The sequence below is a fragment of the Mesorhizobium hunchu genome, from assembly GCF_040081975.1.
In the GTDB taxonomy this organism is placed as follows: domain Bacteria; phylum Pseudomonadota; class Alphaproteobacteria; order Rhizobiales; family Rhizobiaceae; genus Mesorhizobium; species Mesorhizobium hunchu.
In genome coordinates, this window is record NZ_JBEBMG010000005.1 from 38475 (window position 1) to 56064 (window position 17590).

Genomic DNA, 17590 nt, shown 5'->3' on the forward strand with positions numbered 1-17590 from the left:
AGAAGCGGCGGCGCCTGCTACTCCGCCGGCGCCGAGGCGTCGGCCTTCCTTGCGACGCGCCCCTTGTAGCCGGATACGGCGTTGCCGGCGTCGGGGCTCAGCCTGAAGAACCAGAGCGAGGCGACCGCCGAGACCGCCGCCACGATGAAGAACGCGATGTGGAAATCGGCCAGCGTCAGCGCGCCGCCATGCAGGCTGAGCTGGAACTCAAGGATGCCGCCGGCCAGCGCCACGCCGAGCGCGATGTTGAGCTGCTGGGCGACGGCGGCGATGGGCGTCGCCTTGCTGGTGTCGGCCGCCGGCACCTCGGCATAGGCCAGCGCATTGATGCCGGTGAAGAACATCGAGCGGATGAAGCCGCCCGCGAAGATGACCGCGAGCATCAGCCAATAGGGCGTCTGCGGCGTGAAGAAGCCGTTGGCGGCGATGGTACCCGCCGCCACGAGGGAGCCGATGATGAGCACCCGGCGAAAGCCCATTGCCCGAAACAGCCGGGCCGTCACGAATTTCATGCCGAGAGCGCCGAGCGCGGTGACGAAGGTGATCATGCCGGATTCGAAGGGAGTCAGCCCGAAGGCGAGCTGGAACATCAAGGGCAGCAGGAAGGGCACCGCGCCGATGCCGATGCGGAACAGCCCGCCGCCCAGCACCGAGGCGCGAAAGAGCTGGTTACGGAAAAGATCGAGGGCGAGCAGTGGATGGCGCGCACGGCGGGCGTGATAGAGATAGAGCGCGCCGCACACCAGCCCGACAACCACCGTCACTATGCCCGTCATCGGCGGTAGCGCCGGCAGGCTGACGACGGACAGGCCGAAGACAACGCCCGAAGCGGCCACGCCGCTCAGCACGAAACCGATGAAATCGAGCGGCGGCGTCGGTTCGCGCTCCATCTCCGGCAGGTACCTCGTTGCCAGGAAAATGCCGATGAAGCCGATCGGCACGTTGATAAGGAATATCCAGTGCCAGGAGAAATAGGTGGTGATGAAGCCGCCGACCGGCGGCCCCACCAGCGGGCCGACGAGGGCAGGGATGCTGAGCCACGACATCGCGGCCACGAGATCGCTCTTCGGCGTCGCGCGCACCAGAACGAGCCGGCCGACGGGCGTCATCATCGCCCCGCCGATACCTTGCAGGAACCGGGCGAGCACGAAAGCGCCGAGCGAATTGGAAATGGCGCAGGCGACCGATCCCACCACGAAGACACCGATGGCCGCGCGAAACACCTGCTTGGCGCCGAAACGGTCCGCCATCCAGCCGCTGATCGGAATGAAGATCGCGAGCGAGACCAGATAGGATGTCAGCGCCAGCTTCAGGGCGATCGGGCTGGTATGGATGTCGAGAGCGATCGCCGGCAGCGACGTCGCGATGACGGTCGAATCCATGTTCTCCATGAACAGGGCGACCGCCAGTATGAGTGGAATGAGCCGGTTCACAACCGTTTCCGATCTGGCAGGTTCGAGGCGGCGACCGGGGGCGGGCCGACCGGCAGGCCGTTATCACGCATCGAGGAGCATGTCGTGTTAATTCCTTGTCATATTTATGAGAGTCGCCTCAGGAATTGAAGCCCCGGGCGGAAGGGAAGATGACGCCGGTTTCATGCGCGGACCAGGCTTTGCCGAAGAGCCGGCAAGACCGTCAGCGGAGAGCCTGGCGAAGGAAATCGAACAGGCCTTCATCCGCCATCTGCGAAACGTTGAAGCGCATGAAGTTCGGCGCCGATTGCGAGACGCTGAAGACGTTGCCGGGCGCAAGGACGAAGCCTTTCGCCATTGCTGCCCGTGCGAGATCCGCCGCATCGGCATCGTGCGGCAGCCGGCACCACAGGAACATGCCGGCCTGCGGCATCAGCCACGGCTCTATGCCGATTTGCCGTAAGCGGGACGCGACGGTGGACATGGCGGCCGCCAGGCGGGTGCGCAATCCCTCCATGTGCTTGCGGTAACCGCCGTCGCCGAGCACGTTGAGCACCAGATCGGCGTTCAGCCGGCCGCCGCCGAAGGCCGTCGCGATCTTGAGGTCGATCAGTTGCTCGATCCAGCCGGGCTTGCTGGCGATGAAACCGCACCTGACCGATGCCGATATGGTCTTGGAGAAACTGCCGATCGTCACCACGCGCTCCAGCCCGTCGAAAGCGGCGAGCCGGGGAGCCGGACTGCGTTCGAAATCGGCGAAGAGATCGTCTTCGATGATCGTCAGGCCGGCGCGTTCGGCAAGTTTCAGCACCTTGTGCGCCGTCACCGGCGAAAGCGTCGCGCCCGTCGGATTGTGGATGGCCGAATTGGTGATGTAGAGGCGGGGACGGTGTTCCGTCAGCGCCTTCTCGAACAGGTCCACATCGGGGCCTGAAGGCGTATAGGGGACCGACACCAGCTTGGCCCGGTGGGCGCGCAGCAAGGCCTGGAAATTGAAGTAGCAAGGGTCGTCGACGAGGACGGCATCGCCGGGCTCCAGCAGCAGGCGGCAAAGCAGGTCCATGGCCTGCGTACCGGATTCCGTCAGCATGATCTGGTCAGGCGGGCAGTCGATCGCCCGGTCGGCCAGGCGCTTGGCCAGAAGTTGCCGCAAGGGCGGAGAGCCGAGAGGCGAAGCGTATTCGGCCAGCGAGACCGCCGGCGCGCGCGCCAGCGCCCGCAGTCCCTTCCTGATGCCGTCGTTCGGCAGCCAGTCCGGGGGCAGCCATCCGCAGCCCGGCTTGGATACGCCCTCGGCCGATTCGAGCGACTGCCGCGACACCCAGAACGGATCGACGGCACGGTCCAGCCTCGGCCCGCTGGCCGAAGGCGAGAACGGCGCGCCTTGCTGCGCCACGTAGAAGCCCGAACCCGGACGGGAATGGACGAGACCCTCGGCCGCCAGCCGTTCATAGGCCTCCACGACGGTCGAGACCGAGACGCCGAGCGAGGCGGCGAGGGCGCGCAGCGACGGCAGCTTCGCCCCTGGCGCGAGGCTGCGCCCGGCGATACGTCGCCGGACGGTGGCCATCACCATTTCCGTTCGCGTCGCAGTCATGAGCCCTCACCCCACCGTACTGGAAATTCGATCAGTACGGTTTGTCATAACTGTATCGTACTGTTGCTGGCAATGGCAGCGTCGATCATCGACAAGCCACATCTTGTCGAAGGAGCGCAGCATGGACAGGACAGCGGCGGGATGGGTCAACGGCCTCGTCGGCGTGGTCATTTTCAGCGGCTCGCTGCCGGCAACGCGGGTCGCCGTAGCGCAGTTCGATCCCGTCTTCCTGACCGTGGCGCGTGCGGCGATCGCCGGCGTCCTGGCCGCCGGACTGCTCGTCCTTTTCCGTGAGAGGCGGCCTGCACGGGTCGATCTATTTTCACTGGCGATCGTCGCCGCCGGCGTCGTGATCGGCTTTCCGCTTCTGACAGCCCTCGCGCTACGCCACGTGACCGCCGCGCACTCGATCGTCTTCATAGGCCTGCTGCCGCTGGCCACGGCGATCTTCGGCGTGGTGCGGGCAGGCGAACGCCCCAAGCCGCTGTTCTGGCTGTTCTCGCTGGCGGGCAGCGCCTGCGTGGTCGGGTTCGCACTGGCGCAGGGCTTCGCCGCCTCCGCGACCGGCGATGCCCTGATGCTGGCGGCAGTCCTGGCCTGTGGCCTCGGCTATGCGGAAGGCGCGCGGCTGTCGCGACAACTCGGCGGATGGCAGGTAATCTGCTGGGCACTGGTCCTGTCCTTGCCCGTGATGCTGGCCTTGATGCTCCTGACGGCTCCGCAAACGCTTTCCGGGATCGGAACGGCCGCGTGGGTCGGTCTGGCTTACGTCTCGCTGTTCAGCATGTTGATCGGCTTCGTCTTCTGGTATCGAGGACTGGCCCAGGGCGGCATCGCTGCGGTCGGCCAGTTGCAGCTTCTGCAGCCGTTTTTCGGTCTCGCGATCGCGGCCGCGCTGCTGCACGAGACGGTGACGCCGGCCATGCTCGCCGTCACGCTGGGCGTCGTCGCCTGCGTGGCCGGCGCACGGAAATTCGCGCGCTGAGCGAAACATGGCTGCCCTGCCGTCAGCGCACTTCCCTTCACCCGTTGTCCGTGTTACCAGCCAGCGCCAATCCTGAAAGGGAAATCCACGAGTCGGCGCTGGCCAGCGGGTCGCAGCGCCTTTCCTGCATTCTGGGGACTGGCCATGGCAAAAATCATCGAAACCGCAACCGGCGTTATGGCGCTTACCTTCGACGACGTGCTCCTGCAGCCCGGCCATTCCGAGGTCATGCCCGGCGGCACCGACATCAGCACGCGCATCGCCGGCGACATCGATCTCAACGTGCCGATCCTGTCGGCGGCGATGGACACGGTCACCGAAGCGAGGCTCGCCATCGCGATGGCACAGGCCGGCGGCATCGGCGTGATCCACCGCAATTTCACGCCGGCCGAGCAGGCCGAGCAGGTGCGGCAGGTCAAGAAGTTCGAGTCCGGCATGGTCGTCAACCCGGTCACCATCGGGCCGGACGCCACCCTGGCCGACGCGCTGGCGCTGATGAAGGCGCACGGCATCTCCGGCATTCCGGTTGTCGAGAACGGCGGGACCGGCGGCCAGAAGGTCGGCCGCCTCGTCGGCATCCTCACCAACCGCGACGTGCGCTTCGCCTCCAATCCGGACCAGAAGGTCTACGAGTTGATGACGCGCGAAAACCTCATCACGGTCAAGGAGAACGTCGACCAGAACGAGGCCAAGCGCCTTCTTCACCAGCACCGGATCGAGAAACTGCTGGTGGTGGACAAGAAGGGCAACTGCGTCGGCCTCATCACCGTCAAGGATATCGAGAAGTCGCAGCTCAATCCGCACGCGACCAAAGACGCGCAGGGCCGGCTGCGCGCCGCCGCCGCGACCAGCGTGGGCGACGACGGCTTCGAGCGCGCCGAGCGGCTGATCGACGCCGGCGTCGATCTTCTGGTGATCGACACCGCGCACGGCCATTCGCAGCGTGTTCTCGATGCGGTTGCCCGTGCCAAGAAGCTTTCCAACTCGGTGCGCATCCTCGCCGGCAATGTCGCGACCAGCGACGGCACCCAGGCGCTGATCGATGCTGGCGCAGACGCCGTCAAGGTCGGCATCGGTCCCGGCTCGATCTGCACAACCCGCATCGTCGCCGGCGTCGGCGTGCCGCAGCTTTCAGCCATCATGTCGGCGGTCGAGACGGGGAAGAAGGCGGGTGTCTCGATCATCGCCGACGGCGGCATCAAATATTCGGGCGATCTCGCCAAGGCGCTCGCGGCGGGGGCGGACGCGGCCATGATCGGCTCGCTGCTGGCCGGCACGGACGAAAGCCCGGGCGAGGTCTATCTGCACCAGGGCCGCTCCTTCAAGGCCTATCGCGGCATGGGCTCGGTGGGCGCCATGGCGCGCGGCTCGGCCGACCGCTATTTCCAGGCGGAAGTGCGCGATACGTTGAAGCTGGTGCCGGAAGGCATCGAGGGGCAGGTGCCCTACAAGGGGCCGGTGGCCGGCGTCCTGCATCAGCTCGCAGGCGGGCTGAAGGCGGCGATGGGCTATGTCGGCGGCCGCACCCTGGAGGATTTCCGCGAGCGCGCGACCTTCGTGCGCATCTCCAACGCCGGCCTGCGCGAAAGCCATGCGCATGATGTGACGATCACGCGCGAGAGCCCGAACTACCACGGCGGCGCGTAAAACCGGACGCATCCGGCACCGGACGGCGCTGGCGCATTACAGCGCCGGGTATGCCGTTGTGGCTAGAGATCGAACACCACGATCCTGCGCTTGTCGAACTTGATGCCGAGTTCGCCGCGGACCAGTCGCAGCGCGACGTCGCCGAAGACCGCCTTTCGCCATCCATGAAGCGCCGGCACGTCGGCTTTCTCCCCTTCGGCAGCGATGCGGTCGATGTCGTCGGAGGACGCCAGCACCTTCGGCGCGACGCCTTCCTTCTCGGCCACGATCCGCAAAAGCACCTTGAGCAGTTCGGCGGCAGCGCCCGATCCCTCCGGCGGCTGGAAATGCTTCGGCGGTTTCGGCATATTCTCCCTGGGCACCGACAGCGCCTCATTCACCGCCGCCAGCAGGGCAGAAGCGGTGGCCGACCGTTCCCAGCCCTTCGGCGTCGTGCGCAACCGTCCCAGCGCCTCCGCGTCGCGCGGCTGCTGCTGGGCGATCTCATAGATGGCGTCGTCCTTGATGACGCGCCCGCGCGGAACGTCCCGTTCGCGCGCCTCGCGCTCGCGCCATGCCGCGACGGCCTGCACCACGGCAAGCTCCTGCGGCTTGCGAAGCCGCATCTTGAGCCGCTTCCAGGCGTCTTCCGGGTCGGGATCGTAGGTCGAGCGCGAGGTGAGGACTTCCATCTCTTCGTTGAGCCAATGGGCGCGGCCTTCGCGCTCCAGCTCGGCCTTGAGATGCAGATAGACGTCGATGAGATGCGTCACGTCGGCCAGCGCATAGTCGAGTTGCTTGTTCGACAGCGGCCTGTGGCGCCAGTCGGTGAAACGCGAGGATTTGTCCAGCTGCGTGCCGGTAACCTTCTGGACGAGCTGGTCATAGGAGACGCTGTCGCCGAAGCCGCAGACCATCGCCGCCACCTGTGTGTCGAACAGCGGATGCGGCACGAGGTTGCCGAGGTGGACGACGATCTCGACGTCCTGGCGCGCGGCGTGAAAGACCTTCACCACCTTCTCGTTGCCCATCAGGCGGAAGAACGGCGCCAGATCGATGCCCGGCGCCAGCGGATCGATCAGCGCCGTCGCGTCGGGCGCCGCCATCTGGATCAGGCACAGCACCGGCCAGAACGTGGTCTCGCGGATGAATTCGGTGTCGACAGTGACGAAATCGGACTTTTCGAAGGTTGCGATCGCTGCTTCGAGTTCCTGCTGGGTGGCGATGACGTGCATCAAACTGCTTTTTTTGATTATGAAAACATCCTTTCCATTCCAGCCGGAAAGCCTTTCGTCAAGGCGAAGCGCTTTCATGCCACCGCGAAACGGCCCAGCCATCGCCCGTTTGCCTTGACAAAGCGGGCCTCCCATGCGCTTTTCCGGCCGATTTCGCGGCCGGATTCCTCCATGCGGCCGGACAAACCCGATCGGATACCATCGACCATGCATCGCTACCGCAGCCACACCTGCGCTCAACTGAGGAAGGCCGATGTCGGCCAGACCGTCCGCCTGTCCGGCTGGGTCCATCGCGTGCGCGACCACGGCGGCCTCCTGTTCATCGACCTGCGCGACCACTACGGCATCACGCAGATCGTCGCCGACCCGGACTCGCCGTGCTTCGCGATTGCCGAGACCGTGCGCGGCGAGTGGGTGATCCGCGTCGACGGCGAGGTAAAGGCGCGCACCGCCGAGACCGTCAACGCCAAGATGCCGACCGGCGAGGTCGAGATCTACGCGCGGGAGATCGAAGTGCTGTCGGCGGCGAAGGAACTGCCGCTGCCGGTGTTCGGCGAGCCGGAATATCCGGAGGACATTCGCCTCAAATATCGCTTCCTCGACCTGCGCCGCGAGACGCTCCACAAGAACATCGTGCAGCGCACGCGAATCATCGCCGAGATGCGCCGGCGCATGGGCGAGACCGGTTTCACCGAGTTTTCCACGCCGATCTTGACCGCCTCGTCGCCGGAAGGCGCGCGCGACTTCCTGGTTCCCTCGCGCATCCATCCGGGCACGTTCTACGCGTTGCCGCAGGCGCCGCAGCAATACAAGCAGCTCATCATGGTGTCCGGCTTCGACCGCTATTTCCAGATCGCGCCGTGCTTCCGCGACGAGGACCCGCGCGCCGACCGGCTGCCGGGCGAATTCTACCAGCTCGACCTCGAAATGAGCTTCGTGGAGCAGGACGACGTGCTGGCCACCATGGAGCCGGTGATGCGCGGCGTGTTCGAGACCTTCGCCGACGGCAAGCCGGTGACGAAGGAATTCCCGCGCATCGCCTATGACGAAGCCATGCGCAAATACGGCACCGACAAGCCGGATCTGCGCAACCCGATCGTCATGGAAGAGGTGTCGGAGCATTTCCGCGGTTCCGGCTTCAAGGTGTTCGCCAACATCCTGGCCAACGACGCCAAGGCCGAGGTTTGGGCCATTCCAGCGAAGACCGGCGGCAGCCGCGCTTTCTGCGACCGTATGAATAGCTGGGCGCAGGGCGAGGGCCAGCCGGGGCTTGGCTACATCTTCTGGCGCAAGGAAGGCGACAAGCTGGAAGGCGCCGGCCCCATCGCCAAGAACATCGGCGAGGAACGCACCGAGGCGGTCCGCCAGCAGCTTGGCCTGGCAGACGGCGACGCAGCCTTCTTCGTCGCCGGCGACCCGAAGAAGTTCGCGAAATTCGCCGGCGATGCGCGCACGCGCGCCGGTGAGGAACTGAACCTTGTCGACCGCGACCGTTTCGAACTGTGCTGGATCGTCGATTTCCCGTTCTACGAATGGAACGAGGACGAGAAGCGCGTCGATTTCGGCCACAACCCCTTCTCGATGCCGCAGGGCGGTCTCGAGGCGCTGAACGGGCAGGACCCGCTGTCGATCAAGGCGTTCCAGTACGACATGGTCTGCAACGGTTTCGAGATCGCTTCCGGCGGCATCCGCAACCATCTGCCGGAAACAATGGTCAAGGCGTTCGAGATCGTCGGGCTGGACCGTGAAACGGTCGAGGAGCGCTTCGGCGGCCTGTATCGCGCCTTCCAGTACGGCGCCCCGCCGCATGGCGGCATGGCGGCGGGCGTGGACCGTGTGGTGATGCTGCTCGTCGGCGCCAAGAATCTGCGCGAGATCACCATGTTCCCGATGAATCAGCAGGCCTACGACCTGTTGATGAACGCGCCTTCGGAGGCGACGCCGCAGCAGTTGCGCGAACTGTCGCTGCGCGTGGCGGCGACGAAGAAGGAAGGCTGACGGCGCCGACGAGCGGCGGCGACAAGTCGCCGCTCAGTGGCTCTGGTGCCGTTTCGGCGCGTAGCGGCCGTCGGGCCGCTTGTCGAATAGTTCGCGGATCTGCGGGTGTCTGACCGGCTCCCCGGAGTCGTCCTCGAGCAGGTTCTGTTCCGAGACATAGGCGATGTATTCGGTTTCGGAGTTTTCGGCGAGCAGGTGGTAGAACGGCTGGTCCTTGCGCGGCCTGACCTCCGCGGGTATCGACTCGTACCATTCCTCGCTGTTGGCGAATTGCGGGTCGACGTCGAAGATGACGCCACGGAACGGAAACAGCCGGTGGCGGACCACCTGTCCGATCGAGAATTTGGCTGTCTTCATTCTGTCTTACCACTCAAAAACACCTTTCCTTATGTGGCGCAGAGACGATTTCGATTCAATCCCGTTGCCCCTGAGGGTGCGGGTATCGCCCGATCGACCTGTCGGTGCCATCGTGCGTCAGGAGAGGCCGCATGAGTGACGTCATCGGTCTCGTGCTGCCGTTCTTCGGGCTGATCTTCATCGGCTTCGTCGTCGCCCGCATCACGCGCGAGCCGCTGGAAGCGCTCGGCTGGATGAACACCTTCATCATCTACGTCGCGCTGCCGGCGCTGTTCTTCCAGTTGCTGGCGAAGACGCCCTTCGAGAGGCTGACGGAGTGGGGCTTCATCCTCGGCTCGGTCGCCTCCACCTACATCGTCTTTACGATCATGTTCGCCGGCTCGCTGCTGTTTTCCGGCGGCGGCATCGCCGAGGCGACGATCAAGGCGTTGTCGGCAGCTTACGGCAATATCGGCTATATGGGGCCGGGCCTGGCGCTGCTCGCCTTCGGAGAGGAAGCGGCGGTGCCGGTGGCGCTGATCTTCTGCTTCGAGAACATCGTCCATTTCGCCGTCGCACCGATGATGATGGCGCTGGCGGGCGACGACGACAGCACGGCAGCGCAACTCGTGGCCGGCGTGGTCCGCCGCATCGTGCTGCATCCCTTCATCATAGCCACCGCATTCGGCGTCGCCGCGGCCTATGTCGGCTTGCGGCCGCCTTTGCCCGTCGAGCGTCTGCTGAGCTACCTGTCGGCGGCCGCGGCGCCCTGCGCACTGTTCGCGATGGGCGTCACGCTGGCCCTGCGCCCGCTCAGGCGCGTGCCAGTGGAGATGGCCCCGATCGCCATCCTCAAGCTCGTGATCCATCCGCTGCTCTGCTATGTGGTGCTGTCCTGGATCGGCGATTTTTCGCCGGTCTGGACTTTTTCGGCCGTCCTGCTGGCGGCTCTGCCTACGGCGACCAACGTGTTCGTCATCGCCCAGCAATACAATGTCTGGCTACAGCGGGCTTCGGCCAGCATCCTGATCACGACCTGTCTTTCCGTCGCGACCGTCACGGCCTGGCTCATTGCCATTCGAAGCGGCGTCCTACCGGCGGACCTGTTTCCCTAGAGCAATTCCAGCAAAAATGCGCAGCGGATTTGCGTCCGGAGCTGTGTAAAAACAAAAGGATAGGGCATCGAAGGCGATTTCTATTTTTGCCGAGAATGCCCTAGATCGCCGGCGAGGGCGGCGAAGCCGCTTCCGGGCCGCAGGCCCTCGCGCATGAAGAAGGCCCGCAAGGGCGAGAATGCGCCGAGCATTCCGAGCCCGGCGCTGCGCGCCATCTGCGCCGGAAGCAAGTCGGAGAGCAGCGAGCGGTTGAGCAGGTTGACCGCGCTGCTGCGAGCAAGAATATCCGGCTTGCGTTTGAGATCATAGGTGGTAAGCGCTTGCGGCGCGCCGGGATCATGTCTGTTTTTCAAAGCCGTTTCAAGTAGATCGACAATATCCCTGATACCGAGGTTTAGGCCCTGCGCGCCGATTGGAGGAAACACATGCGCTGCTTCGCCGACAAGCGCGACCCGGTTGCGGGCAAAGCGCAGGCTGGAAACGGCTGCCAGCGGATAGATTTGCCGCCCCGCTTCGACGGTCACGCGACCGAGCATGGACTGCATCCGCTCCTCGATATGGGCCGACAGCGTGGCATCGTCCAGCGTCGCCAGTTGTTCGGCCGTCTCGGGCTTGACGACCCAGACCAGGCTGGAGCGATGGCCGCCCGGCAGCGGCACCTGCGTGAAAGGGCCGGTTTCGGTGTGGAATTCGGTCGAGGTGAAGGCATGATCGCTGTGGTGGGCGAAGTTCAGCACCAGCGCGGATTGCGGGTAGGCGCGTGTCCTGGCGTGCAATCCCGCCGCCTCGCGCGCCGGCGAGGCACGGCCATCGGCGGCCACGACCAGCGAGGCTTCGACCGTCGAGCCGTCCGCCAGTGTGGCGACGGCCTTGTCCGTGCCGAGATCCCAGCCGGACACCAGTGTGCGGCGCCAGTCGATCCCGTCATGCTTTTTCACGGCCGAAAGCAGCGCCGGCAGGAGAACGGCGTTCGGCACGTTGAGGCCGAACTGATCTTCTCCGATCTCACTGGCGCGGAAGATGACGATGGGGCTGCGGATGAGACGGCCCGTCGCGTCGATGATGCGCATGACCTTGAGCGGCGCGCAGTCCGGGCGGATACGATCCAGCACGCCGAGCCGATCGAGCATCACCAGCGCCGGATTCATCAGGGCGGTGGTGCGGTTGTCCTTTCCCGACGGCTCGGGACCGGCAAGGACAACCGCGAAACCTTCATGGGCGAAGCCGAGCGCGGCGATCAGCCCGGCAGGTCCGCTGCCCGCAACCAGTATTTTCCCTGACGGTCCTGGAATGTCCAAAAGCTCACATCCGCATCACGTTCGGCTGCCGGTGGCCCGCCGGTATTCCTCCGAGGTATAGTAACGGACGATCGCCCGATCAACGTGACCATTCGCCCGTTGCCGCGGCGGAAGGGATGCGGGTCATGGGGACAAACAGGTGGACGGTCCATGTCCGGCGGCGCAACCGGAGCGATAGCGCTTGTATGGGCGCATACGCTGCGGGTAGTGTCCCTCGGAGTTTCGGGGGAGTGCGCATGTTGAATCCGGTTTGGGCGAAGGCGGGCGGACCTTTGCTTTCGGGCGGCGGTATCGGCTCGCCCGGTTACCCGCCGCCGCGCGGGGGGTGTGCCGGACCGGCAGCATGGAGCCGGCTTGGGTCATGAGCAGGAGCACGATGCCCAGACCGAAAGCGCGCGCGGCCGCGAAGAAGATCACCAGCCGCATTCCACGGCCGAAGAAGAAGGTGACATGGCCGCAGGCGCGCGCCTTCTCCGTCCATCTTCTCACCGCCTCCGGATCGTTTCTCGCCTTCCTGTCGCTCGTCGCCGCCAGCGAGGAGCGATGGACGGCGATGTTCTGGTGGCTCGGTCTGGCGCTGCTGGTCGACGGCATCGACGGCCCGGTCGCGCGCAAGCTGGAGGTGAAGGAAATCCTGCCGACCTGGTCGGGCGAACTGCTCGACAACATCATCGACTACGTCACCTATGTGATGATCCCGGCCTTCGCGCTCTACCAGCGCGGCTTCATGGGCGAGAAACTGTCGTTTCTGTCCGCCGCCATCATCGTCGTGTCCAGCGCCATCTACTATGCCGACACGGGCATGAAGACGAAGGAGAACTTCTTCAAGGGCTTCCCGGTGGTCTGGAATATGGTGGTCTTCGCGCTGTTCGTCATAGAGCCCGGCGAATGGGTATCGTTCGCCATCGTCGTCGTCTGCGGCATCCTGACCTTTCTGCCGATCAACTTCCTCCACCCGGTACGCGTGGTGCGGCTGAGGCCGATCAACCTCGGCATGACGCTGCTGTGGTGCGCGTTCGGCGCCCTGGCGCTGGCACAGTCGGCGCTTGCCCAGTTCTACGATCAGATCGGCGTGCTGGGAGAGCAGGTCGGCGTCTTCACCAAGATAGGCATCACGGTCACCGGCATCTATCTCTTCTGCATCGGCGGCGTATTGCAATTGTTCCCGAAGCTCGGCGCGAAGGAGGCCTGACCATGTCGAAAGCGATCCGCATCCATTCCAACGGCGGCCCCGAGGTGATGGTCTGGGAGGACGCGGACCCCGGCAGGCCGGGGCCGGGACAGGTTCTCATCCGTCACACCGCCGTCGGCCTCAACTTCATCGACGTCTATTATCGCACCGGTCTCTATCCGGCACCGGGCGGCCTGCCGCTGATCCCCGGCGGCGAGGGCGCAGGCGTCGTGGAAGAAGCGGGCGAGGGCGTGACCGGCCTGAAGGCGGGCGACCGCGTCGCCTATGCGGTCGGCACCGGCGCCTATGCCGAGCGGCGCGTCATTCCGGCCGACCGCCTGGTGAAGGTACCCGACACCATTTCCGACGAGCAGGCGGCGGCCATGATGCTGAAGGGCATGACGGCCGAATACCTGCTGCGCCGCACCTACAAGGTGAAGGCGGGCGACACGATCCTCTTCCACGCAGCGGCCGGCGGTGTCGGCCTGATCGCAGGCCAGTGGGCCAAGCATCTCGGCGCAGTCACCATCGGCACGGCTGGCTCCGCCGACAAGGTCGAACTCGCCGGGGCGCACGGCTACGATCACGTCATCAACTATCGCGAGCAGGATTTCGTCGCCGAGGTGAATGCGATTACCAAGGGCGGCAAATGCGAGGTCGTCTACGATTCCGTCGGCAAGGACACGTTCGAAGGGTCGCTGGACTGCCTGAAGCCACTCGGCCTGCTGGCGCTGTTCGGCCAGTCCTCCGGGCCGGTGCCGCCGTTCAATCTCGGCGTCCTGTCGCAGAAGGGATCGCTCTACATCACCCGTCCGACCCTGTTCGTCTACGTGGCGAAACGCGAGGATCTCGAAGCCTCCGCCAGTGCTCTGTTCGACGTCGTCGGCAAGGGCATCGTCGACATCAGGATCAACCAGCGCTACTCCCTGAAGGACGCCGCGCAGGCGCATGCCGATCTCGAAGCACGCCGCACCACCGGCACCACCATTCTCGTGCCGTAAAGCGCGCCGCGATGTTTTGGCACTTGAGTTTCTGCTGAAATTCTTGAAGCTCTTTCAAGCGGACCGCAGCTATCGAGGGCAAGCTTGCGCCGCCTACCATGATCGCGGGAACAGAAAACACGTCTGGGAAACAGACCGGGAGATGAAGTGGGCGAAGAACGCGCGCACGGGAACCTTTTAGAGGTTCGCGGCCTGACCAAGATTTTCGGGACGCTCAAGGCGTGCGATCATGTCGACCTGACTGTCGCCAAGGGCGAGATTCATGCGCTGCTCGGCGAGAACGGGGCAGGCAAGTCGACGCTGGTGAAGATGCTGTTCGGGTCGCTGGAACCGAATTCCGGCGCCATCGCCTGGGACGGCCGCCCGGTCCGCATCACCAGCCCCGGCTTTGCCAAGAAGCTCGGCATCGGCATGGTTTTCCAGCATTTTTCGCTATTCGAGGCGCTGACGGCGGCCGAGAACATCGCGCTGTCGCTGGATGACGGCTCGCCGATCAGCCAGATCGCCGCCAAGGCGAGGGCGCTTTCCTACAGCTACGGCCTGCCGCTCGATCCGCAGTCGCTTGTCGGCGACCTTTCGGTCGGCGAGCGCCAGCGCATCGAGATCATCCGCTGCCTGTTGCAGTCGCCGCAACTCGTCATCCTGGACGAGCCGACCTCGGTGCTGACGCCGCAGGAAGCCGACAAGCTGTTCGAAACGCTCGAACGGCTGCGGGCGGAAGGCAAGTCGATCCTCTACATCTCGCACCGGCTGGAAGAGGTGAAACGCATCTGCGACCGCGCCACCGTGCTGCGCCACGGCAAGGTCGTCGGCCACTGCAACCCGCGCGAGGAAACGGCGGCGTCGCTGGCCCGCATGATGGTAGGCAACGAGGTGAAGGCGGTGGTGCGAGCGCCGGTCGAAGGCATCGACACGGCGGCGGCGCTGCTCGAAATCCGCAATCTCAGCCGCAAGCCGGCGACCCCCTTTTCCATTCCGCTGCGCGACATAAGCCTTTCGGTGCGCGCCGGCGAGGTGATCGGCATAGCCGGCGTCGCGGGCAACGGGCAGGGCGAGTTCTTCGAGTCCGTCTCGGGAGAGGTCCGGCAGGCGGATGCAGCCGCGGTCCGGATCCGCGGCAAGGATGCCGGCGCGCTCGGCGTCACCGGCCGCCGGTTGCTGGGCGCCGCCTTCGTGCCCGAGGAACGGCTGGGCCACGGCGCGGCACCAGCCATGAAGCTGTCGGAAAACCTGCTTCTGTCGCGCCATGCCACTGACAGAAAGGCGTTCCTCGGCACCGTGGGCACGGTGAGGAGCGGCGCGGTGCAGAGCGCGTCGCAACGGGTCATCGAGGCGATGGACGTGCGCAAGAGTGCGCCCGACCCGGAAGCGGCAGCCCTTTCCGGCGGCAATCTGCAGAAATTCATCGTCGGGCGCGAACTGGACCGCAAGCCGGCGCTCATGGTCGTCAACCAGCCGACCTGGGGCGTCGATGCGGGTGCGGCAGCGCACATCCGCCAGGCGCTGATCGAGCTCGCCCGTTCCGGCTCGGCCGTTCTCGTCATCAGCCAGGACCTCGACGAACTGTTCGAGATTTCCGACGCGATCGCCGTCATGCACAATGGCGAGCTTTCGCGGCCGATCCCGATCGCGGACGCCACGTTCGAACGGATCGGCCTGCTGATGGGCGGCGCCGAGCCCGGCCATGCCGCTCATGAGACGGAGGGCGCATGATGCGTCTTGAACTGGTCAAACGGCCGCAACGCTCCGCGCTGTTCTCCATCCTGTCGCCCTTCATCGCCTTCCTTTTGACGCTGGTCGCGGGGGCGGTGATGTTCGCCCTGATCGGCGTGAACCCGTTGGCGGCCTTCAGGGTCTATTTCATCGAGCCGCTCAGCCAGGTCTGGCAACTGCACGAGCTCGCCATCAAGGCTGCCCCCCTGATCCTCATCGGCGTCGGCCTCTCGGTCTGTTACCGTGCGAATGTCTGGAACATCGGCGCGGAAGGCCAGTTCATCCTCGGCGGCATCGCCGGCTCCATCATTCCGGTGCTGTTCCCGAACTTCGAGAGCCCGATCGTGCTGCCTCTGATGCTGTTGATGGGCATGGTGGGCGGCGCTGCCTACGCGGCGATCCCCGCGCTGCTGAAGGTCCGCTTCAACACCAACGAGATCCTGACCAGCCTGATGCTGGTCTACATCGCGCAGCTCTTCCTCGACTGGCTGGTGCGCGGCCCGTGGAAGGACCCCAAGGGCTTCAACTTCCCGCAGACGGTGCAGTTCAACGATTCCGCGATCCTGCCGGCGATCTGGCCGCAATCGGGCGACGCGCATTGGGGCTTCGTCTTCGCGCTGGTGGCCGCGGTGGCGCTGTGGCTGGTGATGGGCCGCACGATCGCCGGCTTCGAGATCCGCGTGCTTGGGTCGGCGCCGAGGGCAGGGCGGTTCGCCGGCTTCAGCCTCAACCGGATGATCGTCTCCGTGTTCTGCCTGTCAGGCGCTCTCGCGGGGTTGGCCGGCATCTCCGTCGTGTCCGGCGAGATCAATCAGCTCCAGCCCGTCATCTCACCCGGCTACGGCTTCACGGCCATCATCGTGGCGTTTCTCGGCCGGCTCAATCCGCTCGGCATCGTCGCCGCCGGCATCGTACTGGCGCTGACCTATCTCGGCGGCGAGGCCGCGCAGACCGCGCTCGGCGTTTCCGACAAGGTGGCACGTGTGTTCCAAGGCATGCTGCTGTTCTTCGTCCTCGGCTGCGATACGCTCATCAATTATCGCATAAGGCTGGCAGGAGGGGGCGCCGCCGTGTCGGCGAAGGACGCCGCGCCTTTGGCCGAACCGGAGGAGGCGCACTGATGGACATCACCGTCAACATCCTTCTCACCATCGCCACAGCGGCGACGCCGCTGCTCGTCGCGGCGATCGGCGAACTGGTCGTGGAGCGCTCCGGCGTGCTCAATCTGGGCGTCGAGGGCATGATGATCATGGGCGCCGTGGCCGGCTTCGGCGCTGGCTATCTCACCGGGTCGCCGTGGCTCGGTCTGCTGGCCGCGATCGTCGTCGGTGCGCTGTTCTCGCTGCTGTTCGCCTTCATGACGTTGACGCTCGCCACCAACCAGGTGGCCACCGGCCTGTCGCTGACGCTGCTCGGCCTCGGCGTGTCGGGCATGCTGGGAACCGGCTTCGTCGGTTTGCCGGGGCAGCGCCTGCCCAACCTGTACATACCCGTTCTCAGCGACCTGCCGGTCGTCGGCAAGCTGTTGTTCGGGCAGGATCCGGTGTTCTACATCTCCATCCTGCTGACGCTGGGCGTCGCCTGGTTCCTGTTCAGGACGCGCACGGGGCTGACGCTGCGCTCCATCGGCGACAGCCACGGCTCCGCGCATGCGCTGGGCATCCACGTCATCCGCTACCGCTATCTGGCTGTCCTCTTCGGCGGCGGCTGTGCGGGGCTGGCCGGCGGGCAGCTTTCCCTCGTCTATACGCCGCAATGGGTGGAGAACATGTCGGCCGGGCGCGGCTGGATCGCGCTTGCGCTGGTGGTTTTCGCCTCGTGGCGGCCGCTGCGCGCGCTGGCGGGCGCCTACATCTTCGGCCTGATCTGGATCGGCCAGCTTCACGTGCAGGCGATCGACCTGCAGCAGTTCACCGGCGCGCCGTGGCTGCTCTACAAGACCATTGAGCTGTTGAAATCGCTGCCCTCCCAATACCTTGCGATGCTGCCCTATCTGGCAACGGTGGTGGTTCTTGTTCTAATCTCGCGCAACAAGCGTCTGACGATGATGAACACGCCGGCTTCCCTCGGGCAGCCATTCGTGCCTGATCGCTGACGGCAACG

General features: G+C 65.3%; 14 protein-coding genes. 9 read left to right on the top strand and 5 right to left on the bottom strand.

The genetic code is table 11. The features are described 5' to 3' along the window. Positions 1–17 precede the first annotated feature (17 nt). Complete coding sequence (locus ABMA46_RS10615; protein WP_348999320.1) at positions 18–1433, bottom strand: DHA2 family efflux MFS transporter permease subunit; 1416 nt, start codon at positions 1431–1433, stop codon at positions 18–20. Positions 1434–1635: 202 nt separating this feature from the next. Continuing rightward, positions 1636–3009 (bottom strand): aminotransferase-like domain-containing protein, encoded by a 1374-nt coding sequence (locus ABMA46_RS10620; RefSeq protein ID WP_348999321.1) that lies wholly within the window; start codon positions 3007–3009, stop codon positions 1636–1638. A 121-nt stretch (positions 3010–3130) separates the two neighbouring features. Here ABMA46_RS10620 and ABMA46_RS10625 point away from each other — a divergent pair, with 121 nt between their 5' ends. After that, complete coding sequence (locus ABMA46_RS10625; protein ID WP_348999322.1) at positions 3131–3994, top strand: DMT family transporter; 864 nt, start codon at positions 3131–3133, stop codon at positions 3992–3994. Positions 3995–4138: 144 nt separating this feature from the next. Then, the gene (gene guaB, locus ABMA46_RS10630; protein ID WP_348999323.1) at positions 4139–5641 is read left to right on the top strand and encodes an IMP dehydrogenase; all 1503 of its coding nucleotides are present in this window, start codon (positions 4139–4141) and stop codon (positions 5639–5641) included. A gap of 62 nt (positions 5642–5703) precedes the next feature. On the opposite strand, the gene rnd is transcribed toward guaB, so the two are convergent. After that, positions 5704–6855 carry a ribonuclease D gene (gene rnd, locus ABMA46_RS10635; protein WP_348999324.1) on the bottom strand — a complete coding sequence of 384 codons (1152 nt, stop codon included), beginning with the start codon at positions 6853–6855 and terminating at the stop codon, positions 5704–5706. 207 nt (positions 6856–7062) lie between these two features. On the opposite strand from rnd, the gene aspS reads away from it, so the two are divergent. After that, entirely contained in the window at positions 7063–8853 is a 1791-nt protein-coding gene (gene aspS / locus ABMA46_RS10640; protein WP_348999325.1) for an aspartate--tRNA ligase, read from the top strand. A 33-nt stretch (positions 8854–8886) separates the two neighbouring features. Here aspS and hspQ read toward each other — a convergent pair whose 3' ends face one another. Further along, entirely contained in the window at positions 8887–9210 is a 324-nt protein-coding gene (gene hspQ / locus ABMA46_RS10645) for a heat shock protein HspQ (RefSeq protein WP_348999326.1), read from the bottom strand. Between the two features lie 131 nt (positions 9211–9341). Here hspQ and ABMA46_RS10650 point away from each other — a divergent pair, with 131 nt between their 5' ends. Next, positions 9342–10304: an AEC family transporter gene (locus tag ABMA46_RS10650; RefSeq protein ID WP_348999327.1), complete on the top strand. Its 963-nt coding sequence runs from the start codon at positions 9342–9344 to the stop codon at positions 10302–10304. Positions 10305–10384: 80 nt separating this feature from the next. Here ABMA46_RS10650 and ABMA46_RS10655 read toward each other — a convergent pair whose 3' ends face one another. Next, positions 10385–11602, bottom strand: coding sequence for a UbiH/UbiF family hydroxylase (locus ABMA46_RS10655; protein ID WP_348999328.1), 1218 nt, complete (start codon positions 11600–11602; stop codon positions 10385–10387). Positions 11603–11978: 376 nt separating this feature from the next. On the opposite strand from ABMA46_RS10655, the gene pcsA reads away from it, so the two are divergent. The 5 genes from pcsA (at position 11979) to ABMA46_RS10680 (ending at position 17582) form a co-directional block, all read left to right on the top strand. Continuing rightward, positions 11979–12794, top strand: coding sequence for a phosphatidylcholine synthase (gene pcsA / locus ABMA46_RS10660; protein ID WP_425475724.1), 816 nt, complete (start codon positions 11979–11981; stop codon positions 12792–12794). Positions 12795–12796: 2 nt separating this feature from the next. Beyond that, positions 12797–13774, top strand: coding sequence for a quinone oxidoreductase family protein (locus ABMA46_RS10665; RefSeq protein WP_348999330.1), 978 nt, complete (start codon positions 12797–12799; stop codon positions 13772–13774). 147 nt (positions 13775–13921) lie between these two features. Continuing rightward, positions 13922–15487: an ABC transporter ATP-binding protein gene (locus ABMA46_RS10670; protein WP_348999331.1), complete on the top strand. Its 1566-nt coding sequence runs from the start codon at positions 13922–13924 to the stop codon at positions 15485–15487. Beyond that, entirely contained in the window at positions 15484–16608 is a 1125-nt protein-coding gene (locus tag ABMA46_RS10675) for an ABC transporter permease (protein WP_348999332.1), read from the top strand. The genes ABMA46_RS10670 and ABMA46_RS10675 overlap by 4 nt, the downstream gene beginning before the upstream one ends. Next, positions 16608–17582 (top strand): ABC transporter permease, encoded by a 975-nt coding sequence (locus tag ABMA46_RS10680; protein ID WP_348999333.1) that lies wholly within the window; start codon positions 16608–16610, stop codon positions 17580–17582. Before ABMA46_RS10675 ends, ABMA46_RS10680 begins: the two co-directional genes overlap by 1 nt. Positions 17583–17590 lie beyond the last annotated feature (8 nt).